The organism is Cryptosporangium sp. NPDC051539, from assembly GCF_044454545.1.
Lineage (GTDB): Bacteria > Actinomycetota > Actinomycetes > Mycobacteriales > Cryptosporangiaceae > Cryptosporangium.
In genome coordinates, this window is sequence record NZ_JBITDV010000001.1 from 462,349 (window position 1) to 484,987 (window position 22,639).

General features: G+C 72.5%; 25 protein-coding genes. 14 read left to right on the plus strand and 11 right to left on the minus strand.

The genetic code is table 11. The features are described from left to right. Positions 1-98 precede the first annotated feature (98 nt). The 5 genes from ACIBZJ_RS02215 to ACIBZJ_RS02235 are packed head-to-tail and all read left to right on the plus strand — an operon-like array spanning position 99 to position 5,034. Positions 99-902 (plus strand): ABC transporter ATP-binding protein, encoded by an 804-nt coding sequence (locus ACIBZJ_RS02215; protein WP_395924534.1) that lies wholly within the window; start codon positions 99-101, stop codon positions 900-902. After that, positions 899-1,717: an ABC transporter ATP-binding protein gene (locus ACIBZJ_RS02220; RefSeq protein WP_395924536.1), complete on the plus strand. Its 819-nt coding sequence runs from the start codon at positions 899-901 to the stop codon at positions 1,715-1,717. Before ACIBZJ_RS02215 ends, ACIBZJ_RS02220 begins: the two co-directional genes overlap by 4 nt. Next, positions 1,714-2,604: a branched-chain amino acid ABC transporter permease gene (locus ACIBZJ_RS02225; protein WP_395924538.1), complete on the plus strand. Its 891-nt coding sequence runs from the start codon at positions 1,714-1,716 to the stop codon at positions 2,602-2,604. Before ACIBZJ_RS02220 ends, ACIBZJ_RS02225 begins: the two co-directional genes overlap by 4 nt. After that, positions 2,597-3,799, plus strand: a complete 1,203-nt coding sequence (locus ACIBZJ_RS02230; protein ID WP_395924540.1) for a branched-chain amino acid ABC transporter permease — start codon at positions 2,597-2,599, stop codon at positions 3,797-3,799. The genes ACIBZJ_RS02225 and ACIBZJ_RS02230 overlap by 8 nt, the downstream gene beginning before the upstream one ends. Continuing rightward, entirely contained in the window at positions 3,796-5,034 is a 1,239-nt protein-coding gene (locus ACIBZJ_RS02235; protein ID WP_395924542.1) for an ABC transporter substrate-binding protein, read from the plus strand. Before ACIBZJ_RS02230 ends, ACIBZJ_RS02235 begins: the two co-directional genes overlap by 4 nt. On the opposite strand, the gene ACIBZJ_RS02240 is transcribed toward ACIBZJ_RS02235, so the two are convergent. From ACIBZJ_RS02240 to ACIBZJ_RS02250, 3 genes are all read right to left on the minus strand, one after another. Continuing rightward, positions 5,028-6,116, minus strand: a complete 1,089-nt coding sequence (locus ACIBZJ_RS02240) for an aldo/keto reductase (protein ID WP_395924544.1) — start codon at positions 6,114-6,116, stop codon at positions 5,028-5,030. The genes ACIBZJ_RS02235 and ACIBZJ_RS02240 overlap by 7 nt on opposite strands. 416 nt (positions 6,117-6,532) lie before the next feature. Then, a complete protein-coding gene (locus ACIBZJ_RS02245) occupies positions 6,533-7,594 on the minus strand; it encodes a hypothetical protein (protein WP_395924546.1) in 1,062 nt (353 codons plus the stop codon). 162 nt (positions 7,595-7,756) lie between these two features. Then, on the minus strand, positions 7,757-8,833 hold the full coding sequence (locus ACIBZJ_RS02250) for an aldo/keto reductase (RefSeq protein ID WP_395924548.1): 1,077 nt from the start codon (positions 8,831-8,833) through the stop codon (positions 7,757-7,759). 108 nt (positions 8,834-8,941) lie between these two features. On the opposite strand from ACIBZJ_RS02250, the gene ACIBZJ_RS02255 reads away from it, so the two are divergent. Together ACIBZJ_RS02255 and ACIBZJ_RS02260 are read left to right on the plus strand one after the other, a co-directional pair. Further along, positions 8,942-9,817 (plus strand): AraC family transcriptional regulator N-terminal domain-containing protein, encoded by an 876-nt coding sequence (locus ACIBZJ_RS02255; protein WP_395924550.1) that lies wholly within the window; start codon positions 8,942-8,944, stop codon positions 9,815-9,817. A gap of 14 nt (positions 9,818-9,831) precedes the next feature. Then, positions 9,832-10,788, plus strand: coding sequence for an aldo/keto reductase (locus ACIBZJ_RS02260; RefSeq protein ID WP_395924552.1), 957 nt, complete (start codon positions 9,832-9,834; stop codon positions 10,786-10,788). A 2-nt stretch (positions 10,789-10,790) separates the two neighbouring features. Here the strand turns inward: ACIBZJ_RS02260 and ACIBZJ_RS02265 are convergent, their stop codons facing one another. Together ACIBZJ_RS02265 and ACIBZJ_RS02270 are read right to left on the minus strand one after the other, a co-directional pair. Next, positions 10,791-10,925, minus strand: coding sequence for a hypothetical protein (locus ACIBZJ_RS02265; RefSeq protein ID WP_395924554.1), 135 nt, complete (start codon positions 10,923-10,925; stop codon positions 10,791-10,793). A gap of 19 nt (positions 10,926-10,944) precedes the next feature. After that, on the minus strand, positions 10,945-12,039 hold the full coding sequence (locus tag ACIBZJ_RS02270) for a hypothetical protein (protein ID WP_395924556.1): 1,095 nt from the start codon (positions 12,037-12,039) through the stop codon (positions 10,945-10,947). Between the two features lie 244 nt (positions 12,040-12,283). On the opposite strand from ACIBZJ_RS02270, the gene ACIBZJ_RS02275 reads away from it, so the two are divergent. The 3 genes from ACIBZJ_RS02275 to ACIBZJ_RS02285 are packed head-to-tail and all read left to right on the plus strand — an operon-like array spanning position 12,284 to position 15,832. Continuing rightward, complete coding sequence (locus ACIBZJ_RS02275) at positions 12,284-14,458, plus strand: alpha-galactosidase (RefSeq protein WP_395924558.1); 2,175 nt, start codon at positions 12,284-12,286, stop codon at positions 14,456-14,458. A gap of 19 nt (positions 14,459-14,477) precedes the next feature. Continuing rightward, positions 14,478-15,401 (plus strand): hypothetical protein, encoded by a 924-nt coding sequence (locus tag ACIBZJ_RS02280; protein WP_395924560.1) that lies wholly within the window; start codon positions 14,478-14,480, stop codon positions 15,399-15,401. 32 nt (positions 15,402-15,433) lie between these two features. Beyond that, complete coding sequence (locus ACIBZJ_RS02285) at positions 15,434-15,832, plus strand: hypothetical protein (protein ID WP_395924562.1); 399 nt, start codon at positions 15,434-15,436, stop codon at positions 15,830-15,832. 61 nt (positions 15,833-15,893) lie between these two features. On the opposite strand, the gene ACIBZJ_RS02290 is transcribed toward ACIBZJ_RS02285, so the two are convergent. From ACIBZJ_RS02290 to ACIBZJ_RS02310, 5 genes are all read right to left on the minus strand, one after another. Next, positions 15,894-16,448, minus strand: a complete 555-nt coding sequence (locus tag ACIBZJ_RS02290) for a 1,4-alpha-glucan branching protein (RefSeq protein ID WP_395924564.1) — start codon at positions 16,446-16,448, stop codon at positions 15,894-15,896. 24 nt (positions 16,449-16,472) lie between these two features. Next, positions 16,473-17,300 (minus strand): alpha/beta fold hydrolase, encoded by an 828-nt coding sequence (locus tag ACIBZJ_RS02295; protein ID WP_395924566.1) that lies wholly within the window; start codon positions 17,298-17,300, stop codon positions 16,473-16,475. Positions 17,301-17,362: 62 nt separating this feature from the next. Beyond that, the gene (locus ACIBZJ_RS02300) at positions 17,363-17,803 is read right to left on the minus strand and encodes a DUF4440 domain-containing protein (RefSeq protein ID WP_395924568.1); all 441 of its coding nucleotides are present in this window, start codon (positions 17,801-17,803) and stop codon (positions 17,363-17,365) included. 34 nt (positions 17,804-17,837) lie between these two features. Next, on the minus strand, positions 17,838-18,671 hold the full coding sequence (locus tag ACIBZJ_RS02305) for an SAM-dependent methyltransferase (RefSeq protein WP_395924570.1): 834 nt from the start codon (positions 18,669-18,671) through the stop codon (positions 17,838-17,840). 9 nt (positions 18,672-18,680) lie between these two features. Then, entirely contained in the window at positions 18,681-19,103 is a 423-nt protein-coding gene (locus ACIBZJ_RS02310; RefSeq protein ID WP_395924572.1) for a helix-turn-helix domain-containing protein, read from the minus strand. Positions 19,104-19,183: 80 nt separating this feature from the next. On the opposite strand from ACIBZJ_RS02310, the gene ACIBZJ_RS02315 reads away from it, so the two are divergent. Next, complete coding sequence (locus ACIBZJ_RS02315; protein ID WP_395924574.1) at positions 19,184-19,999, plus strand: class I SAM-dependent methyltransferase; 816 nt, start codon at positions 19,184-19,186, stop codon at positions 19,997-19,999. 57 nt (positions 20,000-20,056) lie between these two features. Here ACIBZJ_RS02315 and ACIBZJ_RS02320 read toward each other — a convergent pair whose 3' ends face one another. Then, positions 20,057-20,785 (minus strand): TetR/AcrR family transcriptional regulator, encoded by a 729-nt coding sequence (locus tag ACIBZJ_RS02320; protein WP_395924576.1) that lies wholly within the window; start codon positions 20,783-20,785, stop codon positions 20,057-20,059. A gap of 105 nt (positions 20,786-20,890) precedes the next feature. Between ACIBZJ_RS02320 and ACIBZJ_RS02325 the strand changes: the two genes are divergently transcribed. The 3 genes from ACIBZJ_RS02325 to ACIBZJ_RS02335 all read left to right on the plus strand — a co-directional run bounded on the left by ACIBZJ_RS02325 (position 20,891) and on the right by ACIBZJ_RS02335 (position 22,558). Continuing rightward, entirely contained in the window at positions 20,891-21,616 is a 726-nt protein-coding gene (locus tag ACIBZJ_RS02325; protein ID WP_395924578.1) for an SDR family oxidoreductase, read from the plus strand. A gap of 37 nt (positions 21,617-21,653) precedes the next feature. Then, positions 21,654-21,860, plus strand: a complete 207-nt coding sequence (locus tag ACIBZJ_RS02330; protein WP_395924580.1) for a 4-oxalocrotonate tautomerase family protein — start codon at positions 21,654-21,656, stop codon at positions 21,858-21,860. A gap of 113 nt (positions 21,861-21,973) precedes the next feature. Continuing rightward, positions 21,974-22,558: a TetR/AcrR family transcriptional regulator gene (locus tag ACIBZJ_RS02335; protein ID WP_395924582.1), complete on the plus strand. Its 585-nt coding sequence runs from the start codon at positions 21,974-21,976 to the stop codon at positions 22,556-22,558. Positions 22,559-22,639 lie beyond the last annotated feature (81 nt).

The window sequence follows — 22,639 nt, forward strand, 5'->3', positions numbered from 1 at the left end:
GAGTGCTGTTGACACCGATTGCGACGCGTTCGCCGATCGGGGAAGTCGGACGCGCACACACTGTGCCCGCCACCTCTCCGGTACAGGGAGGATCGCTCGTGTTGACCGTCGACGACGTCCAGGTGTCTTACGGCGGTGCGGTCCAGGCCCTCCGCGGAGTGTCGCTGACCGTGCCGGACGGCGCGGTCGTCGCCGTGCTGGGCAGCAACGGGGCCGGGAAGACCACGCTGCTCAGAGCGATCTCGGGCACGTTGCGCCGCCAGAGCGGCCGCATCGACGCCGGAACCGTGCGGCTCGGCGACCGCGACCTCGCCGGCGCCGATCCGGCCACGATCGTCCGCCTCGGCGTCGTCCACGTGCCCGAAGGGAGACGGATCTTCGGACGTCTCACCGTCGAGGAGAACCTCCGGGCCGGTGGCCTCGGCAACCACGACCGGGCGGCGAAAGCCGCGGCGCGGGAGCGGGTGCACGACCTGTTCCCGGTCCTGAGGGAGAGGCGGACGCAACGCGGCACGCTGCTGTCGGGCGGGGAGCAGCAGATGCTCGCGATCGGCCGGGCGCTGATGGCCGGGCCGAAAGTGCTGCTGCTCGACGAGCCCTCGCTCGGGCTGGCGCCACGGGTCATCGGGCAGATCGGCGAGGTGATCACCGAGATCAACCGGCAGGGCACGTCGGTACTGCTGATCGAGCAGAACGCGACGATGGCGCTGCGGGTCGCCGACCGGGCGTACGTGCTGGACGTCGGCCGGGTGTCGCTGTCGGGCGACGCCGCCGACCTGGCCCGCAGCGACCAGGTCCAGCACCTGTACCTGGGCGGTGCGAGCGGAAGCGCGGACACCGTCGGCGCCGCCCCGGCCACCGGCGACGCGCCGCGGCGCACGCTCTCCCGGTGGGTCGGATGAGCGCCCCCGACGCGGAAACCGCGGTCCGGGACGACATTCCGGCACTCGAGGTCGACGGGGTCACGGTCCGGTTCGGAGCGGTCACCGCGCTGTCCGACGTGTCGTTCACGGTCGCACCGGGTTCGCTGCACGCGGTGATCGGGCCCAACGGGGCCGGGAAGTCGACGTTGTTCAACGTGCTGTCCGGGGTCTACCGCGCGGCCGGCGGCCAGGTCCGCTTCGGCGACGCCCGGCTGGACCGGATGCGCCCGTTCCGGATCGCCGGGGTCGGCGTGGCCCGCACGTTCCAGAACCTCGCGCTCTCCGGCCGCCAGTCCGTCGCCGACAACCTCACGCTCGGACGCCACCACCTGACCCGGACCGGGTTCCTCTCGGCCGGCCTGCGGCTCCCCCGCGCCACCCGCGAGTACCGCCGCCACGCCGCACGCGTGGCCGAGATCGCCGAGTTCCTCGACCTCGGCGACAAGCTGCACCGGCCGGTCGAGGGCCTCTCCTACGGCGACCGCAAGCGCGTCGAGACCGCCCGGGCGCTCTGCACCGAACCGAAGATCCTGCTGCTCGACGAACCGGTCGCGGGCATGAACGCCGACGAGACCCGCCGGATGGCCGAGACGATCGGCGCGATCCGCACCGCGCTCGGCATTTCGATCGTCCTGGTCGAACACGACATGGGAATGGTGATGTCGCTCGCCGACCGCGTCACGGTCCTCGACTTCGGCCGCCGGATCGCCGACGGCACCCCGACCGAGATCCAGAACGACCCCGAGGTCATCCGCGCATACCTAGGCTCCGGCGACCCGGAGGGGGAGGCATGAGCCAGTTCCTCTCGCTCGTCCTCAACGGCATCTCGCTCGGCACGATGTACGGGCTGATCGCGCTGGGTTTCGTGATCATCTTCAAGGCCAGCGGCGTCGTCAGCTTCACGCACGGCTCGCTGCTGCTGGTCGGCGCCTACGCGATCGTCCGGTTCTGCGACCCGTGGGGGTTCTGGCTCGGGACGTTGGCCGGGATCGCCACGACCGCGCTGGTGGCGGTGCTGATCGAGCGCCTGGTCATCAACCGGCTCCGCGGCGCCGCCGACATCAGCCTCGCGGTCGTGACGATCGGCGTCGACATCATCCTGCTCACCGACATGGTGCGCCGGATCGGCTCGGACATCCTCAACGTGCCGCATCCCTGGGGGGCGAGAGTCCTGCGGCTGGGTGACGTCGGCATCAGCATGAACCGGGCGCTGGCGATCGCCGTCGCCGTCGTCCTCATCAGTTTGTTCTTCGTGGCGTTCACGTACTCGGACTGGGGCGTCGCGATGCGCGCGGCGGCCGAGGACGGCGAGGCGGCCGCGCTGATGGGGATCCGGCAGGGACGGGTCTCGCTGATCGCCTGGCTGATCGCCGGTGTGCTGGCCGCGGTCGCGGCGCTGTTCCTGGTCGGCGCGCCGACGCCGGGGGTGAGCCCGGCCGTCTACGGGGTCGCGCTCGGCGCGATCCCGGCCGCGATCCTCGGCGGGCTCGACTCCACCGGCGGCGCGCTGGTGGGCGGCCTGCTGATCGGAATCGCCGAGGCGCTCGCGGCCGGCTACCAGGACCAGCTGCTGTTCCTCGGCCGCGGGTTCGGCGGCGTCGTGCCCTACCTGGTGATGATCATCGTGCTGCTGATCCGTCCCTCCGGACTGTTCGGCACCCGGGAGCTGTCCCGTGTCTAGGACCCGGCTGATCGCCGTCGGGGCCGTCCTCGCCGTGCTGCTGATCCTTCCGTTCTACGTGGACGAATTCTGGCTGCGCACCGGTTTCGCGATCTTCGGCGCGGCGATCGGTGCGCTCGGACTGAATCTGCTGGTCGGGACCGCGGGGCAGCTCTCGCTCGCGCACTCGTTCTTCCTGGCGGTCGGGGCGATCGGCTACACCGTGGTCACGGATTCGCCGAGCACGGTGCGCGCCGGCGAGCTGGCCGGGTGGCATTGGCCGCCGTTGCTGGGCATGATCGTCGGGGTGCTGCTGGCCGGGCTGGCCGGGCTGGCGTTCAGCCCGATCGCAGCCCGGCTGCGCGGCATCTACCTCGGTGTCGCCTCGCTGGCCCTGGTGTTCATCGGGCAGCACGTGCTGAACAGCTGGACGTCGGTGACCGGGGGGTTCAACGGTCGTTCGGTGCCCGACTTCGCGGTGTTCGGGCTGCAGTTCTCGGACACGCCGGCGTTGAACGTCCTCGGGATTCCGTTCCGGGAGGCCGAGAAGCTCTGGTACCTCGGGTTGGTGCTGCTGGTCGGAGCGTTCTGGTTCGGGCGCAACCTGCTGCGCAGCCGGCCCGGGTTCGCGCTGCAGACGCTGCGGGACTCGGAGGTCGCGGCATCGGTCGCCGGGGTCGACGTGCAGCGGTACAAGGCCGGGATCTTCCTGCTGAGCTCGGCGTACGCGGGGCTGTCCGGGGTGATGTACGCCTTATCGATCGGGAGCATCGCGCCGGAGTCGTTCGGCCTGTTCGTGTCGATCCAGTACCTGGCGATGATCGTGCTGGGCGGCTTGGGATCGCTCGGCGGCGCGATCGCCGGGGCCGCGTTCGTGACCGCGCTGCCGCTGGTGCTGCAGCGGTACGCGGACGCGCTGCCGCTGGTGTCGGGCGCCGGTGGGGACGGGCTCGCGGCCGGGGAGGCGGCCCGCTACCTGTACGGCCTGGCGATCGTCCTCGTCGTGCTCTTCCAGCCCACCGGCCTGGCCGGGCTGGCCCATCGCCTGAGCCGCGTCCGCCTTCCCGGTACCGGTCGCACCGGCGGTCGCACCGGCGGCGGGGCCGCGGCCCGCGCGCCCGCGCCCGACGGAAAAGCCCGCGCCGCCGGTGGCACCGACGGCAGTGGAAGTCCCGATCCAGCCGGAAGTTCAACGCAAGGGGGTACCGCCCGATGAAGCGCTCCGCCCTCCTCCGGGTCGCCGCGGCCGTCACCGCGATGCTGCTCGGCGTCACCGTCAGCACCGCCTGCAGCAGCAAGGCCGACACCGGGTCCAAGGGCTCCGGCGACGTCTCGACCGACATCGGCATCAGCGGCGACACGATCACGCTCGGCGTCCTGACCGACCTCACCGGCGTCTTCGCCGCGCTGGGCAAGGACATCACGAACGGCAACGCGCTCTACTGGAAGAGCCACAAGGTCTGCGACAAGTACGCGGTCAAACTCGACGTCCAGGACACCGGGTACGTACCGCAGCAGGGCGTGCAGCTCTACAGCTCGATCAAGTCCGACATCCTCGCCATGCAGCAGACGATCGGGTCGCCGATCAACGCGGCGCTGGCCAAGGACTACGAGGCCGACAAGATCGTGAACTTCCCGTCGGCCTGGGGCAAGACACTGACCGACATCCCCGGCACCGGTGTGCCCGGCGCCACCTACGACATCGAGATGGCCAACGGCTACGACTACCTGTTCTCCAAGGGCCTGATCAAGGAGGGCGACACCGTCGGGCACATCTACTTCGAGGGTGAGTACGGCGAGACCGGCCTGGCCGGGACGAAGTTCGTCGCGGGCAAGAAGAATCTGAAGGTCGTCGAGGCCCAGATCAAGGCGACCGACCAGGACATGAGTTCCCAGGTCAGCCAGTTCAAGGCCCGGGGCGTGAAGGCGATCGTCCTGACGGTCGCGCCGGGCCAGACCGCGTCGGTGGCCGCGGCCGCGCAGGCGCTGGGGCTGGACGTGCCGATCCTCGGCAGCAACCCGGTGTTCGCGCCCGCGCTGCTGCAGGGCCCGAGCGGCCCGTGGCTGAAAACGCACCTGTACGTGGCCGCGCCCGTCTCCGGGTTCGACAAGCATCCGGACGTCTACGACGCCTACGCGAAGGCGTTCCCGGACGCGAAGAACCCCAGCCTGGGCGTGATCCTCGGCTACGGCATCTCCGAGATCATGCGCCAGGTGCTCGACGCCGCCTGCAAGGACGGGAATCTCACCCGCCAGGGCGTCCTGGACGCGTTCAACGGCCTGAAGTCCGTCGACACCCAGGGCCTGCTGGTGCCGATCCAGAGCTTCACCCTGCACAAGTCGCCGAGCACGCAGAGCTTCATCCTCCGCCCGGCGGACGTGAAGGGCGGCGCGAAGATCGTCGAGGACGCCTTCGAGGGCGCGTTCGCGAAGGAACTGGCGGCTCAGTGAGCTGAGTTGACGATCGGCGGCGAGTAGCCCGAGGGCTTGTCGCCGATCGTCAGGCCGGGGCTCACCAGGGACGACTGGTACTCCGGCGTGAACATCGTGTACGGCCGGGCCAGTGCGGGCGCGCTCGCCTCGTCCAGGCGCCTGCGGGCGTCGGCCGGTAGCTCGAAGTCGAGCGCGGCGAGGTTCGTGCCGAGTTGCTCGGGGCTGCTCGCACCGAGGATGACCGACGCGACGCCGGGCTGCGTGGCGACCCAGTTGATCGCCGTCTGCACCACGCTGCGCCCGAGGTCGGCGGCGACGCTCTCCACGGCGTCGATGACCGCCCACTCGGCGTCCGTGATCGGCGATCCGGTGCCCGGGAGCGCCAGGCGCCCGGGACCGCGCGGCCCGTCGGCGGAGCGGCGGTACTTGCCGGTGAGCAGGCCGCCACCGATCGGGCTCCAGGCGGTGAGGCTCAGGCCCAGGGCCTGCGCCATCGCCGGGAACTCGGCCTCGACCCCACGGTTGACCAGCGAGTACGGCAACTGGACGGTGACCATCGGGCTGAGCGCGTGCGCTTCGGCGTAACTCTGGGCGCGGGCGGCGTACCAGGCCGGGACGTCCGACAGCCCGGCGTAGCGGATCGTGCCCGCCCTGACCAGGTCGTCGAGCGTCCGGACGACCTCCTCGGCCGGGGTGATCCGGTCCCACGTGTGCAGCAGGTAGAGGTCGAGGTAGTCGGTGTCGAGGCGGCGCAGCGAGTCCTCGACCGCGCGGATCAGGTGCTTGCGCCCGTTGCCGCTCGCGTTGGGGTTCGCCGGGTCGGTGGTGTTGGTGAACTTGCTGGTGAGGACCAGGCGGTCGCGGACGCCGGCCTTCGCGATCAGGCGGCCGAGGATCCGTTCGCTCTGGCCGGCGGTGTAGAAGTCGGCGGTGTCGACGAAGTTCCCGCCGGAGTCGAGGTAGCGGTGGAAGATCGCGGCGGCCTCGTCCTCGGTCTTGCCGTAGGGGGCGTGGAACCCGTCGACGCCGAAGTTCATCGTCCCGAGCGCCAGCCGGCTGACGCGGAGCCCGGACCGGCCGAGCAGGTAGTAGTCGTTCATGGCCCCATCGTTCGCCGCGGAAAATGGACCGGCAAGTCCAGTCGGCCCGCGGCCTCCCGCGCCACGCCCCGGCGAGCCCGGCCGAACACCCCGCCCGACAGCGGCCCGGCCCCGGCCGGTGCGACGGCGGGGGCGGCACACCCGGCAGGGGCGGCCACACCCGGCAGGGGGCGGCACACCCGGCGGGGGCGCGGCAACAGCAGCGCGGCCAGGATGGCCCGGGGCGGAACCTCGGCCCCGGGCACCCATAGCCCACGGCGGGTCGCCCGCGGCGCAGGAAGGAGCGCGGGCGCCGCCACGCACCGCCCGCGCCCCTCCGGACGGGTTCGCACCGCCCGCGCCCCTCCGGACGGGTTCACGGCGCCCGCGCCCCCTCCGGACGGGTTCGCAGCGCCCGCGCTCCTTCGGGCGGGTTCCTAGTAGAGGTCGAAGTCGTCGACGCGCAGGACCCAGGTGCCGCGGTAGCGCCAGTCGCCGGGTCCGTAGCGGAAGTTGTTCCAACCGGCCCACCCGAAGCGGGTGTAGTCGCAGCTGAAGTCGTCCCACCAGCCGCGGATCACGCCGAGGTAGCCGGCCCGCTGGCACTCGAGGTAGCCGCCGTAGAAGTTCGAGACGCGGTCGCCGTAGCGGGCGCCGCGCGTCCAGCCCCAGCCTCCGGACGAATCCCAGCCGCCGCCGCGGTGGTAGCTGCTGCCGCGGTGCCAGTCGGAGCCGCCGCGCCAGGTCCAGCCGTCGGAGGAGAAGTCTCCGCGCTGGTAGTGGCGGCCGCGGTACCAGTCGGCGACCACGCGTTCACCGCGCTCGGTCCGGCGGACGTGGTTCCGCCGGTTGTCGTTGTCCCGGCCGTCGCGGTCGTTGTCGGCGCGACCGCTCCCGCGGCCGTTGTCGTTGTCGCCCTTCCGGCCGCCGTTGTCATTCTTGCCGCCGTTGTCCTCGTTCCGGCCCGGCCGACCGCCGTCCCGGCCCCCACCCTGCTGCTGCCCCTGACCCTGCTGACCCTGACCCTGACCCTGGTCCCGGCCCTGCTGGCCCTGACCCTGCTGACTTTGGCCCTGGTCCCGGCCCTGCTGGCCCTGGCCCTGCTGCCCCTGCCGCGGCCCGGGCGGCGGCGGCTGCTGCGACTGCCCCTGCTGCGACTGCTGCCCCTGCCGGGCCCCCTGCTGGGACGCCTGCCCCTGCTGAGACCCCTGCCCCTGCGACGAACCCTGGCCCTGCGACCCCTGCCCCCACTGGGACCCCTGGCCGTCGCGGCGGCCACCGCCGTTGTCGCCGCCCTGCGTCTCGCCGCCGGACGCGTCCCCACGCCTCTCCGGAGCCGGCGGCGGCACGGCCGGCGCGGGCGGGGCGGCCGGCACGGCCATCGGGCCATCGGGCTGCGGCGGGTCGGCCACGGCGGGCGTCGAGACCAGGAAACTACTCCCGGCCGCCAACGCCACAGCCGCGACGGTCAGCCGCACTGAACGGGCTTGCCTACTCATGTCGTCTCCGATCTCCGAAACCAGACATTTCGGATACGACCAGGCCAGCCCACCCGCACGGAACCCGCCGTGCCGACCATCAACTCATCGACACCCCGATAAGCACCGTTCCGTCGAACTTTCTGACCAAAAGTACGAGACGCGCATAGTTGCACAAAACACTCAGTAGCGAGTCGCATCCTCCAGCAGCGGCGGGTACACGCTCGAGGACGTGCCGTCGACCGTCGCGCCCGCGAACTGCAGCATCGCCCCGGTGGCCTGGTTCAGGTCGTAGGGATAGTTCAGCTGCGGCCGCGACACCGCGGTCAGAGCGTCCACCTGGTCGGCGGACAGCTGCACGTCGAACGCGGTCAGGTTCGACACCAGGTGCTCCAACCGGCGCGGACCGAGAATCGGCGCGGTCACCCCCGGACGGGCACTCAACCAGGCGAGCGCGACCGCGGACGGACTCGCCCCGACCTCGGAGGCGATCGCGGCCAGCACGTCGATGACCTCGTGCTGGGCCTCGCTCGGCCCGCCGGTGATCGCGCCGCGCTTGGAGTCCCCGATCCCGGAGCGGGTGTACTTCCCGGTCAGGAACCCGCCGGCCAGCGGGCTCCACGGCATGATCCCCATTCCGCCGTCCAGGGCCAGCGGGACGAGTTCGCCCTCCACCGTCCGCGCGAGCAGGGAGTACTCGACCTGCAGCGCGATGACCGGCGCCCACGACCGCAACCGCGCGATCGTCTCCGCCTGGGCGGTGTACCAGGCCGGGGTGTTCGAGAACCCGACGTAGCGGATCGTGCCCGCCGAGACCAGGTCGTCGAGCGTGCGGAGGGTCTCGTCGATCGGGGTGTGCCGGTCGAAGTTGTGCAGCCAGTACACGTCCAGGTAGTCGGTCTTCAGCCGGCGCAGCGACTGCTCGAGCTGCGCGCGAATCGCAGTCCGCCCGGCGCCGCCGCCGTTCGGGTCGCCCGGGAACAGGTTCCCGAAGAACTTCGTCGCGAGCACCGTGCGCTCCCGCAGCCCCGGCCGGGCGGCGAAGAAGTCGCCCAGGATCGCCTCCGAGTGCCCGTTCGTGTAGAAGTTCGCGGTGTCGACGAAGTTGCCGCCGCGCTCGAGGTACGTGGTGAGGATCCGCTCGGACTCCTCCACGCTCGCGCCCCAGCCACCGGCCAGGCCGAAGTTCATCGCACCGAGCGCGAACGGGCTGACGCGCAGACCGGACCGGCCGAGCGTGCGGTAGGAATCGAGTGACATGTTCGTGCTCCCTGTCGTCGGAGTGGCAACTCCAGAAGACCATCGCGAGCAGCTACTCAGGTACGCCGAACCGACCTCATCCTTGCCTGATCCTGCCATGATGGCGGGATGCCCCTCGAAGAACTCCGACGGCTCGTCGCCCGGCACGCCCGTCCCGACGGCACCACCCCACTGGACGGCGTCCTCCTCTCGAAGGTCAGCCGATCGGAGCGTCCGGCCAGCTCGACGTCGGGCACCGTCCTCGCGGTGATCGTCCAGGGCGCGAAGCGGCTGGCCCTCGGCGACCGGGTCTACGAGTACCGCGCCGGCCAGTACCTGGTCGCCTCCGTCGACCTTCCGGTCACCGGTCACTTCACCGAGGCGTCGGAGGCCGAACCGGCGCTCGGTGTCGGTCTGGTGCTGCGTCCGCCGGCGATCGCCGCGCTGCTTTCCGAGACTCCGCCCGCGCCTGCCGTACCGGCCCCGTCCGGCATCGCCGTCAACACGGCCTCCGACGACCTTCTGGACGCTCTGGTGAGGCTCGTCCGCCTGATCGAGCGCCCGGCCGATCGGGCGGTGCTCGCACCGATGATCGAGCGCGAGATCCTCTGGCGGCTGATCTGCTCGGACGGCACCGTGCGCCAGCTCGGGCTGGCCGACAGCAACCTCACCCGGGTCGGCCGGGCCGTCCACTGGGTGCGCGCGCATCCCGCCGAGCCGTTCCGGGTCGAAGACCTCGCGCGCCGCGCCGGGATGAGCGTCTCGGCGTTCCACCGCAACTTCCGGGCCGTGACCGCGCTGAGCCCGATCCAGTTCCAGAAGCAGATCCGGCTGCAGGAGGCGCGGCTGCGCCTGGCCGTCCGCCCGGCCGACGTCGCCCGGGCCGGACGGGAGGTGGGGTACGAGAGCGCGTCGCAGTTCAGCCGCGACTACCGCCGCCACTTCGGCGTCCCGCCCAGCCAGGACGTGCTGGGCCGGCCCGAGCCGGTGCGGCTGGTGCCCTGACTAGGGTCGGGGTCATGCGCGACATCGGTACCGGCCCGGCTCTGGGCGAGGGATTGGGCCTCGGCCTGGCGGCCCTCGGCCGTCCGGCCTACCTCAACGGCGGGCGTGATCGCGACCTGGGCTCCGATCGTTCGGTGGACGCCATGCGGCGCCGCACCGCGACCGTGCTCGACGCCGCCTACGCCGGTGGGGTGCGGTACTTCGACGCCGCCCGTTCGTACGGGCGGGCCGAGGAGTTCCTGGCCGTCTGGCTGGCCGCGCGGCCGGCCGTCGACGACGTGGTGATCGGGTCGAAGTGGGGCTACACGTACGTCGGCGAGTGGCGGTCGGAGGCGCCGGTGCACGAGGTCAAGGACCACTCGGTCGAGGCCTACCGGCGGCAGGTCGCCGAGACCCGGGCGCTGCTCGGCGATCGGCTGACCGCGTATCTGATCCATTCGGTGACGCCGGAGAGCCCGGCGCTCGGCGACCCGGCGCTGCTGCGCGAGCTGGCTCAGCTGCGCTCGCAGAGCGTCCGCATAGGGCTTTCGACCTCGGGACCGGCGCAGGCGGAGACCATCCGGCGGGCGATCGGTCTCACCGTGGACGGGGAGCCGTTGTTCACCGTCGTGCAGTCCACCTGGAACCTGCTGGAGACGTCGGCGGGGCCGGCACTGGCGGAGGCGGCGGACGCCGGGACGGCGGTGATCGTGAAGGAGACGCTGGCGAACGGGCGGCTGACGCCGGACGAGGCTCCCGGGCCGGTGGCGGGCGCCGCGCGGGAGCTAGGGATCCCGGTCGACGAGCTGGCGCTGGCCGTGGCGCTGGCCCAGCCGTGGGCGGCCCGGGTGCTCACCGGCGCGGTGACCGTCGGCCAGATCGACCGCAACCTGCACGCGGCCGGGCTGGACCTGCCCGCGGGCGCGGGCGACGGCCTGGCCGAGGCCCCGGCGGAGTACTGGGCCGGGCGCTCCCGCCGAGCCTGGGCGTAGAGCTAGGCGGCTTCGGGGCGGAACGCGGCACGGTCAGGGCCGCCGTGGCGGGTGACGGCCGCGAACAGGTGCTCCACGTCGGTGAAGTAGCCGCCGTCGACCAGGTAACCGTGGTGGGTGAGCTTGAGCCGCGGCACACCGTCGAGCAGCGCCGTGTCAATGCGCCACTTCCCGCAGCATTCGCACCTCACGTGGGTGATCGTTACTCGCCCGGCGGCCGCCGCCCTCCACCTGAGGATCGGTGTTTCGGCTGCTCGCGGGCGTTGCCTGCGGCGCCGCACCGGACGGATCGTCCGCCGCCTCGCGGCTGTGCGCGTACGACACCAGCGCACCGACGAGTAACGCGAGCGCGATGCAGACCGCCGCGACCCGGGTCAGCGTCTGCACCCGCGGGATCGCCGCGATCCGCCGCACCCGGTCGACCGCCCGGCGCACCGGCGTGTCGCGCCGCCCGCGGTCGGGCGCGAGCCCGGCCGCCGCCCCGGACGCCAGCACCACCCGGACCCGGTCGACGACCGCCGGCGGCGGGACCAGCAGCGGGGTGCCGCGCAGCAGCCGGTCGGCCGGGATCAGGTCGCCGGTGCGCACCCGGCAGATCGGGCAGTCCTGCGCGTGGCGCGCGACCTGGCGGCGGCGGCGCTCGGACGGCCGCCGGTCCCAGCGGGCCAGCACCGCGGTCAGGTCGGCGCAGGGCGGTAGCGCCGCGAGCGCCCGGACGGCCGTGCGGGCATCCTCGAACCGAGCCTCGACCTGGCGGATCCGGCCGTTCGCCTGCGCCGGGACCAGTCCGCTCGCGGCGACCAACTCGTCGCGCGACAACTCGCCCGCCACCTCGAGCCACCAGAGTGCGAGCAGTTCGCGGTCGTCGGCGCCGATCCAGCGGATCGCCTCACCCGCCTCGGCGCGCTGCTCGGGACCGGCGCCGGTGTGGGCGCCGAGGAGCATGGCCGGGCTGTCGGCGTGCCGCCCGGTGGTCACCTCGTCCTGACCGGCGGCCCAGACGAACCGCAGCGCGGTGCCGCACAGCCACGGCCGGTAGACCGCGGGCTCCCCCAGGCCGGGCATGCCCGCGGCCACCAGCGCCATGGTTCTGGCCACGAGTTCGGGCACGTCCGCGCGCGGGCTCGCCGCCCGCACCATGAGCGTGTACACGAGCGGCAGAGACTCGGAAACGAGTCGCTCCGCCGCCCCCCGGTCGCCGTCATGGGCGGCGGCTACGAGGTCGTAGCTCGGGAACGGCACAGAAGCCACGTGGGTAACTCCATGGGGTCACGGATTGCCACAGAGGACACTCCGGTAACAGGACTATGCCCTCTACTCAACCGGTTGTGCGAGCGCACGCCAAGCGGGTCGGCGGAATTGATGGCGGAGCGATCTCGCGGGGCCGCGAGCGGAGGCCTCGAAAGGTCGCGCCCGAAGGGCCGGAGGGGCGGCGGCCGGGGGCCGGAGGGGGCGCACCCGTCGGAGGCGAAGGGGCCGCCTACGATCGGTTGACGTGCCGATTTCTTCGCAATCCCACGAGTCGCCCGTGCACCTGCGCGCGGCCGGCGTTTCGCTCGTCCTGGACGTGAACGGGCCGGTGCCCACCGTGCTCCACTGGGGCGCCGACCTCGGTGACGTCGACGCCGGCGACCTGCGGGCCCTGCTCGCGACCGAGGCGACCGAGATCCCGCACAACGCCCCCGACGTGCCCCGGCGGCTGACGCTGGTGCCGACCGAGCGGGACCTGTGGTCGGGAACGCCCGGTTTCGCCGGTCACCTGAACGGGACCCGGACGACACCGCGGCCGGTCCTGCGCGCGCCGGTACGGGTCGCCGGCTCCGGCGTCGAGGTGTTGCTCGCCGACGAGGTCACCGGTCTGGAGCTGGACCTGCAGGTGACGCTGTCGCCGTCCGGGCTCGTGTTCGTGCAGCACACCGTGCGGCGCCCGGACGCAGACCCGGACGCCGACGCCGCGCAGCCGTTCGACGTCGGCGGGGTGCGTGCGTTGATGCCGATCCCGGCGCGCGCCGCCGAGATCCTCGACTTCACCGGACGCTGGGCCCGGGAGCGTCAGCCGCAGCGGCTGCCGGTCGTCGACGGGGCGCACCAGCGTGACCTGCGCCGCGGGAAGCCCGGACCGGGCTCGCCGTACCTGACCGTGGTCGGGACGCCGGGGTTCGCGAACCGGCACGGCGAGGTGTGGGGTCTGCACCTGGCCTGGAGCGGCGACACGTCGTGGTCGGTCGAGCGGTATCCGGAGGGTGCGGGCGTGTTCTCGTCCGTGCTCGGCGGGGGTGAGCTGCTGCGGGCGGGCGAGGTGCGCCTGGAGCCGGGCGCGGTCTACCGGTCGCCGGTGGCGATGTTCGCGTATTCCGAGCGCGGGCTGGACGGGCTGGCGGACCGGTTCCACGAATACCTGCGGGCCCGGCCGTCGCACCCGGCGCGTCCCCGGCCGGTGATCGTCAACACCTGGGAGGCGGTGTACTTCGACCACCGCCTCGAGACGCTGACGGAGCTGGCCGACCGGGCTGCCGAGGTCGGCGTCGAGCGGTTCGTGCTGGACGACGGCTGGTTCCTCGGCCGCCGCAACGACACGACCGCGCTCGGCGACTGGACCGTCGACCCGGCGACGTGGCCGTCGGGCCTGGGGCCGCTGGCCGAGCACGTGCGCAGCCGGGGGCTGGAATTCGGGCTCTGGTTCGAGCCCGAGATGGTCTCGCTCGACTCGGATCTGGCGCGCGAGCACCCGGACTGGATCCTGGCCCCGTCGCCGGTCGGACCGCCGTCCCGGTCGCAGTACGTGCTGAACGTGGCGCACCCGGACGCGTTCGAGTACCTGCTGAACGCGATCAGCGCGCTGGTCTCGGAGTACGAGATCGCGTACCTCAAGTGGGACCACAACCGGGAGATCCACGAGGGGATCTCCCGGGTCACCGGGCGACCGGGCGTCTCGGCCCAGACGCACGCGTTGTACGCGCTGATGGACGCGCTGCGCGAGCGGCACCCGGGGCTGGAGATCGAGTCGTGCTCGTCCGGCGGGGGCCGCGTGGACCTCGGGATCCTGGACCGCACCGACCGGGTGTGGGCATCGGACTGCATCGACCCGGTCGAGCGGGTGCTGATCGACCGCTGGACGATGCAGCTGCTGCCGCCGGAGCTCGTCGGCATGCACGTCGGGGCGCCCCGGGCCCACACCACCGGCCGCGAGACCGACCTGCCGTTCCGGATGGCGTCGGCGCTGCTCGGGCACGTCGGGATCGAGTGGAACCTGATCCAGCGGAGCCCGGAGGAGCTCGCGGTCGTCAAGACGTGGATCGACTTCCACAAGAGCATCCGGCCGCTGATCGCGTCCGGGACCGTGGTGCACGGTGAGTCGCCGGACCCGGCGCTCAGCCTGAGCGGGGTGGTGTCGCCGGAGCGGGCGGTCTACGTCTGGTCCCGGACCGTGACGTCACCGCCGACGCAGGCCGGGCGGGTGCTGCTACCGGGGCTGGAGCCGTCGGTGAAGTACCGGGTGCGGGTGGTGAGCGAGCTCGGCGAGCCGCGGTTCAGCGCGCGCGCCGGGACGCCGTGGGTCGGCGGTGCGCCGGTGGAGATGTCGGGCGGAGTGCTCGGGGCGGTGGGGCTCGTGATGCCGACGCTCGAGCCGCAGCAGGCGCTGGTGCTGGAGCTGACCGCGGTCGGCTGAGGTCGGCTATCGTGCCGATATGCGCCTTATGCGGGTTATCGGCACGGTGTGGGTGGGTGCGGTGGTGACCGCCGCCGCGGCCCCGGCCGCGGCGGCGTCCCCCGTCCCGCCCCCGACCCCCGTCTCGGCTCCGGCTCCTGCTCCGGCCGCGGAGCGGGCGTCGGGGCCGGCCGCGGAGCGGGCTGACGTCATCGCTCAGGTGCGGACGCCCGTCGGCGACAGCGACGAGCACCGGCCGACCGAGAACTACGGCGGGATCCCGCTGGTCACGGTCTACGCCGACGGGCGGGTGATCACCCGCGTCAACCACCAGATGGCCGGCTGGTACCCACTCTTCCCGGATCTCCGCGAGCGCCAGGTCTCCCCCCGCGACGCCCGGCGCCTGGCCCGTTCGCTGCGCCGGGCCCTCGACGCCGACCTCGGAGACCCGGAGCCCCGGCCGTTCGCCACGAGGTTCACGGCCACGACCGGCGGCACCGTCCGCACCGTCGCGGTCGACGACTTCGACGACGTCTACTCCCGCTATCCCCGCACGCACGGCCTCACCGCCACCCAGCAGGACAACCAGGCGCATCTCCGGGCCGTGGTCGCGCAACTCTTCGACCTGCCGGGCACCCTCGGAGCCCGCGCCGTCGGCCCCGACCACCCGTACCGCCCGGCCGCGGTCGCCGCGATCAACATCCGCCAGGACGTCGCGAAGGACTACTACGAGAACCGGCCCCTGGTCAGCGCACTCGTCACCTACCGGGGCGCCCCGCTGCCGGGCCGGCCGATCGGCCACAGCGCGTACTCGTGCGCGCTCACGACCGGGCCGGACGTCGCGACGATGGTCACCGAGGGCACCAACGACACCATCTGGCGGGGCGGTGGCGGCCGCTACTACCAGATCGAATTCCGTCCCCTGCTCCCGCACGAATCCACCTGCGGAGCAATCCTGTCCTGACCGCACCCGCCCCGGCTGGTCTAATCGGGTCCATGGCGAAATCTGGCGTGGTGCGTGGGGTGGGGCAGGCTGCGCTGGGGGCGGTGTTGCTCACAGCGGGAGCGTCACACCTGACCGTGGCGCGGGAAGAGTTCCGAGCCCAGGTGCCCGACTGGTTCCCGGCCGACCCCGACACGGTCGTCCTCGCGTCGGGGATCGTCGAACTGGCACTGGGTACCGCGCTGCTGACCACCTGGCGCCAGCCGGCCCGCAAGCGCCTCGGGACGCTGGTCGCCGGGTTCTTCGTCGCGGTGTTCCCGGGCAACATCGCGCAGTACACCGGCCACAAGGACGGCTTCGGCCTGGACAGCGACCGGAAGCGAGCACTCCGCCTCCTGGGCCAGCCCGCCCTGGTGGCCTGGGCCCGGGCCGCCACGCGCCCTGCCCCCTGACCCGGGGCCTGACCCGGGGCCTGACCCGGGGCCTGACCCGGGGCCTGGGCCGGGGCCGGGGCTAGATCGCCCGGGCGACCACGGCTCGGACGGCCTCGCCGGCGAGCGTGTAGAGCACCGACACGTCTCCCGCCGCGGGCGAGGCCTCGGTCGGGCTCAGGACGCGGACGACGTCCGCTCCGACCGCGTCCGGTACCGGCGTCACTCGCACCGTCGTGTCCTCGGTGTCGCTCTCGGACTGCGCCTGCGGCACGGCCTTGCCGTGCACCAGCGCGAGCAACAGTTCCCGGAACACCGGGTCGTGCGGTGCGTCGTACGCGTACCGCGTCCCGAGCACGCCGTGCTCCATCGTCCCGATCAGCGCGTCGTCCGCACCGGGGAGCGGCGCGCTCCGGTACGTCATCGGCACGAAGTAGCTCGCGGTTTCCGGCCCGCGCACGTCGACGACGACCATGAGTTCGACCCCGACCTCACCGGCCGGGTCGTCCAGCCGGAAGCCGCCGCCCTTGACCAGCTCCGGTGCCCCGGCCCCGCCGTACCAGGGCCGCGACGGCAGCCAGCCCGCCAGCAACTCGAGCTTGGTGGGCACCAGCGTCGTCTCGTGGATCGTCGACATGGTCCGTCGTCTCCTCGTCCGCCGTTACGCGCGCGCCGCGTTCGCGGCTACCGCCCCCACGATTCGCGGCCACACCCCCGGGGGCAAATCGTGCCCCATCCCCTCGATCAGCTCCAGCCGCGCCCCCGGTATCGCCGCCGCCGTCGCCCGCCCGCCGGACACGGCACACATCCGGTCGGCCGTTCCGTGCACGACGACCGTGGGCACCGACACGCGCCGCAGCGCCTCGGTCCGGTCCCCGGCCGCCCGCACGGCCCGATGCTGACGGCGGCGCCCACCCCGAGCGTCCCCGTCTCGTTCGTAGGCGAGCCGGTTCGCCCCCCGTAGCTCCTCGACGTCGTGCGGGAACCCGGTCGAGCCGACCGACCGGAAGACCCGCACCCGCCGCTCGACCGCTTCCTCCACCGTGCGCGGCCGCCGGGAGAGCGCGTGCCGGAGCACCCGCCAGGACGTCCCGCCCACCCCGCGGCGCCCGGTCGTCGACATCAGCGACGCCAGCGACCGCACCCGCTCCGGGTGCTCCACCGCGAGCACCTGCGCGATCATGCCGCCCATCGACGCCCCGACGACGTGCGCCGAGCCGATCCCGAGCACGTCCAGCAATCCGGCGGTGTCACCGGCCAGGTCCGACAGCGTGTAGCGGGCACCGGGCAGATGCGTCGACCGGCCGGCGTCCCGGTTGTCGAACCGGATGACCCGGTAGCCGGCGTCGGCGAGCGACCGGCACAGTCCGTCCGGCCAGTGCACCAGCTGGAAACCCAGCCCCATCACGAGCACCATCGGCTCGGCCGCCGGATCACCCAGCGCCGACCAGCAGATCCGCAGATCACCGACGGACGCGAGCTCTTCCATGCTGCGAGACCGTACTGGTCACCGCGTCCGCGCGACAGCGAGTATCCCGGCCGGGTCCCGCTTTACGTGGGCTTGATCGGCGTGTTCTGCGCGGCGGCCAGCCACCACCCGCCGTCGCGCTCCACCAGCACGTACAGCGCCATCTCCGAGAACCCGCCCTCGAGGAGCGCCCGCCGCCGGATCTGCGTGACGATCACGCCGGGCGCGATCGCCTGCACCGCCACGACCTCGAAGACCGAGGCCGGCGCGCCCTGCGCCGGTGCCTCCGGATCCGGCGCGTGTTTCACCGCGTCCATCAAGCGGTGGTGGACGCTGTTCAGCGGGGCGTATCCGGCCAGCACGAGGCCGTAGGGGCTGCCCCACAGCACGTCGTCGGCGAACCAGCGGTCGTACTCGTCGGCGTCCGTCGTGTCGCCGCCCCGTTGGAGCGTGGCGGCGAACTCGTGGGCCACGGCCGAAGCGGTGGCCTCGGCGGAGGGGTCGGCAAGAGTGGGTCGCGTCATGCCGCAGACGCTAGGACCTCAACCCGGCTTGAGATCAAGGCTTGCGGGCCACCGCACCCAGCAGCGAGCACTCGCCCTCGGTGAGGTCCTTGTAGACGTCGGTCTCCTCCGGCCGCCACCGGTTCACGACCTGCAGGCCCGGCTCGACCTTCTCCAGCCCGGTGAAGAACCGCTCGATCTCCGCCCGGGGCCGCGGCCGCAGGACGCTGCCGCGGCGCGCGAAGTCCTTCTCGATCTCGTGCCACTCCGGCCGGAACTCGTCGGTGATCTGCGACAGCGCCAGGTACGACCCGGACGGCAACTGGTCGATGACCTTCGCGACGACCGCGTGCGGATCCTCGTCGTCCTTGAGGTGGTGGGTCACCGCGATCAGCAGAAGCCCGACCGGCTTCGAGAAGTCGAGGATCTCGGCGGCCTGGGTGAGGATCGTCTCCGGCTCGCGCAGGTCGGCCTCGATGTAGGTCGTCGGGCCGGTGCCGGGCTCGCTCGTGAGCAGCGCGCGGGCGTGCGCGGCCACGATCGGGTCGTTGTCGGTGTAGACGATCCGGCTCCCGGGCGCGATCGCGTGCGCGGTCTCGTGCACGTTCGGGCTGGTCGGTAACCCGGTACCGATGTCGACGAACTGCCGGATCCCGGCGTCGCGAGTGAGGAACGTGACCGCCCGGCGGAGGAACTCGCGGTTGGACCGCGCGGTCGTCCGCGTCCCCTCGTTCACCTTCAGCGCCGCCTCGGCGAACTCCCGATCGGAGGCGAAGTTGGTGTTGCCGCCCAGCAGGTAGTCGTACACCCGCGCGGGGTGGGGACGTTCCGGGTGCAACTCCACCGGCGGACGGTCGGGTAGGTCGGTCATCCACTCATTGCTGGCCACTGTGGAATCCTAAGGGTGTCTGGTTTCGATCGGGAAGGCGCGTCGCCGGGTCGGCCGCGCGGCCTCGGCCCGGACGATTCGCTGGAAACTGGAACACTCGGTGTGACTCGGCGCCGGGCACGCGGCGGCGTGGCGCAGCGAGTCGCTCAGCGCGGTGAGCTCGGCGACCGTCCGGTCGAGTTCGTCGGCGCGCGCGGTGAGCATCTCGCGGTCGAGGCTTCCGGATCCGCCCGGCAGCAAGCGGACGATCTGGTCGAGCGTGAAGCCGGCCGCGCGGACCAGGCCGATCAGCGCGAGCCGCGCCGGCACCGACTCGTCGTACTGGCGGCGCAGGCCGTGCCGCCCGGTCGACGCGATCAGGCCCTTTTCCTCGTAGTACCGCAGCGTCGAGGGCGGCAGCCCGGCCCGACGGGCCACGTCCGCGATGTCCACGCCGCCTCCTTGACTTCAAGCCGTCTTGAAGTGGAACGGTGTCACCGGAGACCGGGGACCGCAAACCGACAGGAGTCCTGATGCCCGTCGAGGAAAGCCAGACCGCCCGCTGGAACGGCCGGGCCGGAACGGCCTGGGTGGCGAGCCGCGCGCTCACCGACGACCTTCTCCGGCCGATGGAGAACGCGCTGGTGGACGCCGTGACGGCGGCCGGAGCGCGGGACGTGCTCGACGTCGGCTGCGGCACCGGGGGCACGACCGTCGCGCTCGCCCGGCACGCCCGCTGCGTCGGGCTCGACCTGTCCGAGCAGATGGTGGCCGCCGCACGCGAGCGGGCCGCGGAGGACGGCTCCACGGCGACGTTCCTCTGCGCCGACGCCCAGACGCACCCGTTCACGCCGGGAGAGTTCGACGCGATCGTGTCCCGGTTCGGCGTGATGTTCTTCCCCGAGCCCCCCGTCGCGTTCGCCAACCTGCACCGGGCCGCCCGGCCGGGTGCGGCGCTGCGGTGCGTCGTCTGGCGCGGCGGGGAGGAGAACCCGTTCATGCTGGTGCCCGAACAGGCCGCCGCGCCGGTGGTTCCCGGCCTTGCGACGAGTCCGCCGGGCAGCGCGGGCCGGTTCAGCTTCGCCGGCCCGGCGGTCGTCCACCGGGCTCTGGACGCGAGCTGGCACGACGTCGACCTGGTGCCGCTCGACCTGGAGTGCCGGATGCCGGAGTCGGCGCTGGTCGGCTACTTCACGAACTTCGGCGCGCTGGCCCAGGTCTGGACCGACCTCGACGAGCACACCCGCGCCACCGCGGTGAGCACGGTCCGGGCCGCGTTCGACCCGTTCGTCCACGGCGACGAGGTCCGCTACACCGCCGCCTGCTGGATGATCACCGCGCGGGCCTAGTGGGCCTAGTGGGCCTAGTGGGCCTAGTGGGCCCAGTGGGCCCAGTGGGCCGTCGGCCTAGCTAGTGCCGCCGCCGGGCTCGAGCGACACGATCCGGTCGAGCCACAGGTCGAGCAGGCCCGCCTCGGCCGGTGCCAGCGCGTCGGTGCCGGTGACCTGCAGCTGCGACCGGAGCCGGCGCGCCGCCGCGCGGGCCGGGGGCTCGCCGTCGGCGATCGGCACCGGCGCGGTGAGCACCGCGCTGAAGACCGCGTCGCGCATCCGCACCGACAGGGCCGGATCGTCGAACAGGTCGGGCTGGGCGATGCGGTTCAGCGCCACCCCGACGTTCGCCGACAGGATCAGCTGCGCGGCCACCGCCGGTTCGGTGCGCAGCGCGCCGACCGCCGCGCAGCGCACGAGCTGGGCCTCGAGCAGCCCGAAGATGCGCTGCCTGGCCACCGAGTGCGCGCGCGGCCGCGGGGCGAACATCAGCTGGTAGAGCGCCGGGTTGGCGCGCGCGAACTCCATGTGCTGGTCCCACCCGGCCCGCAGGTCGGCGATCGGATCCCCGCTCGCCGGTTGCGCGGCCTTCAGCGCCGCGTACCGCTCGAAGCCCGCGTCGGCGACCGCGTCGAGCAGGCCGCGCTTGTCGCCGAACAGGCGGTAGAGCACCGGCTGGCTGACGCCCACGGCCTCGCACACGGCCCGGGTGGCGACGTCCTGGTCGTCGGACGAGACCAACTGCTGCTCCGCCGCCGCGATCATCGTCGCGCGCAGGGCCGTCTCCACTGTCTCGGTGCTCACGAAATCAATGATACGCAGAATCCTTGTCATTGCTACGGATCCTGCTAGAGTCGTTCCGTAACAGCGATACGGGCACTCCGTATCGACGATTTGGAGGAGCGAGACATGAGCGTCGCCATCGTCACCGGAGGTTCGCGTGGCATCGGCCGGTCGGTCGCCACGACCCTCGCGTCGCAGGGCGCCGCGGTCGTCGTCAGCTATGCCGGGCGCACCGACGCCGCGAACGAGGTCGTCGAAGAGATCACCGCGTCCGGCGGGCGCGCGGTCGCGGTACAGGGCGACATCGCCGACGAGACCGCGGTCGCCGCGCTGTTCGACACGGCCGAGAAAGAGTTCGGCGGCGTCGACGTCGTCGTCAACGCGGCCGGCCGGATGGCCCTCTCCACGGTCGTCGATCTCGATCTCGACGATCTGGACGCGATGCACCGCACGAACATCCGGGGCGCGTTCGTCGTGGCCAGGGAAGCCGCGCGCCGGCTGCGAGACGGCGGATCGATCGTCCTGTTCTCCACCTCGGTCGTCGGCCTGCAGTTCCCGACCTACGCCGGCTACACCGCCAGCAAGGGTGCGATCGAGTCGATGACGCTGATCCTCGCGCGCGAGTTGCGCGGGCGGAACATCACGGTGAACACGGTCGCTCCCGGCCCGACCGCGACCGACCTGTTCCTCGACGGCAAGGACGAGGCGACGATCGAGCACCTCGCGAAGCAGCCGCCGCTGGAGCGCCTCGGTCAGCCGCGCGACATCGCGAACGTCGTCGCGTTCCTGGCCGGCGAGGCGGGCCACTGGGTCAACGGCCAGGTAGTCCGCGCCAACGGCGGAATCATCTAGTCCGCCCCCGCGGCGGACTCATCCCGGAGGAGAGACCATGCCTTTCGCGAACCTGAAGGTCCCGGCCGACACGCTGACGCCGGAGTCCAAGAAGAAACTGATCGACGCCGTCACCGACGCCTACGCAGACGTGTACGGCGAACGCGCCCGGGCGAACACCCTCGTGCTGATCGACGAGGTGCCCGAGGGAGGCTGGGGCCTCGGCGGCACGGTCCTCACCGCCGAGATGCTCGGCCGCAGCTGAGCGACGAGGGCCGACCGTCCGCGGGCGCGCGTCAGCGCTAGCCGAGCGGCTAGGGCGGGCGTTGACGATCGGTCGCGGGTCCTCCTACCATTGCGCACGAGCTGGGAGGACTCGTGACAAGCACCGTGACCCGCGACGGACGGCAACGGGTCATCGACGCCGCCCTCGCCCAGTTCGCGAAGTTCGGCGTCGAGGGCACCTCCCTGCAGCGGATCGCCGACGCGATGGGCGTCACCAAGGCTGCGGTGTACTACCACTTCAAGACCAAGGACGAGATCGTCCTGGCCGTGGTGCTGCCCGCCGTCGAGCAGCTCGTCACGACGCTCGGCGAGGCCGAGACCCGGCGCGGCCGGGCCGCACGGGCGCGCGCGTTCCTGGAGGCGTTCGTCGACATGGTGATCGGCCATCGCGACCTGCTGACCCTCCTGTACGACGACGTCGCCGTGCTGCGCGTCGTGCGAGATCACCAGCCCGACTTCGACCGGATCTCCGATCGCATCACCGCGGTGCTGGTAGGGCCGGACGCCGGGCCGGCCGAGGAGGTGTCGGCCGCGGTGGCGCTCACCGGCATCGTGGCCGCGGCTGCCAGTCCTCAGTTCGCGGCGCTGACCGACGAGGAACTCGGCGCCCACCTGCTCGACGCCGGCCTCCGCCAGATCGCCCCCCGCCGACGCCGCGCCGACCAGGGTTCCGACTAGCGCCGACCCGTCCCCGGGCCCCGCCAGGGACAGGACGGCCCAGGCAGGACGGCCCCAGGAGGGGCGGGCCCAAACAGAGCG